The sequence below is a fragment of the Nonomuraea spiralis genome, from assembly GCF_014648435.1.
In the GTDB taxonomy this organism is placed as follows: Bacteria; Actinomycetota; Actinomycetes; order Streptosporangiales; family Streptosporangiaceae; genus Nonomuraea; species Nonomuraea spiralis.
On record NZ_BMRC01000087.1, the window covers coordinates 1 to 1,023 of the forward strand.

At 66.7% G+C, this 1,023-nt stretch carries 1 protein-coding gene; it reads right to left on the bottom strand.

Annotated elements, in window-relative coordinates:
• Nucleotides 1-11 precede the first annotated feature (11 nt).
• On the bottom strand, nucleotides 12-899 hold the full coding sequence (locus IEZ27_RS53420; RefSeq protein WP_229825363.1) for an IS5 family transposase: 888 nt from the start codon (nucleotides 897-899) through the stop codon (nucleotides 12-14).
• Between the last annotated feature and the right edge of the window lie 124 nt (nucleotides 900-1,023).

Below are 1,023 nucleotides of genomic sequence, written 5' to 3' on the forward strand. Positions count from 1 at the left end.
TAGGCCGTGTTTCATAAGGCTTTGAGCCACTGGTTGATCGCGGCGATGATGACGACGGCTTCGTAGCGTACGGCGAGCTTGTCGTAGCGGGTTGCCATGCCACGGTTGCCTTTGAGCAGGTTGATGCCGCACTCCACAGCGTGGCGCAGCCGGTAGAACGCAGGGTCGAAGGCAGGCGGCCGGCCTCCCTTCGACCCCTTGGCTCGTCGGTGAGCGTCCTGATCGGCCTTGCTCGGAATGCACGCCTTGATCCCACGCCGGCGCAGATGAGTCCGGTTGGCCTTGCTGGTGTAGGCCTTGTCGGCCAGCACAAGATCGGGACGGGTCCTGGGACGGCCACCGCCGAGGCGGCCCACCCGGATCTTGCCCAGCACCGGGATGAACTGCGGGCTGTCGCCCCGCTGACCGGCGGTCACCACCGCAGCCAGCAGCTTGCGGCCCTGCTCACAAGCCAGATGGGTCTTGGTGGTCAGCCCGCCACGTGAGCGCCCCAGCGCGTGATCGTCCGGCTCGCTGTGCACCCCGCCGGGTGGTTCCTTTTGCAGGTGGCCGTCCCGGCGTGCTCCGGCCGCGTGCTGGTGAGCCCGGGTGATGGTGGAGTCCACGCTCACCGTCCACTCGATCTTCCCGGCGGCGTCCGCACACGCCTGCAAGGCGGCCAGGATCTGAGCCCAGATCCCCTCCCGCTGCCAGCGTCGGAACAGGCCGTAAACGGTGAACCAGTGGCCGTAGCAGGCAGGCACGTCCCGCCATGGCGCCCCGGTCCGGATCCGCCATCGGATCCCGTCGATCAACTGCCGCCTGCTCCACTTCGGCGGACGCCCCTTGCCCAATGCGGCAGGCAGATGCGGCTCCAGCGCCGCCCACTGCGCGTTAGTGAGGTCGTGCCGCCTCGTCACCACTACGCTGGCCACGAGGTCTCCGGTGTTTCGTTCTTCTTGGTCGTTGAACCAACTACCGGAGACCTCTTCGTTCAACGATCACCGACACGCCTCACACGTGATCTTTCGAAACACGGCCTAG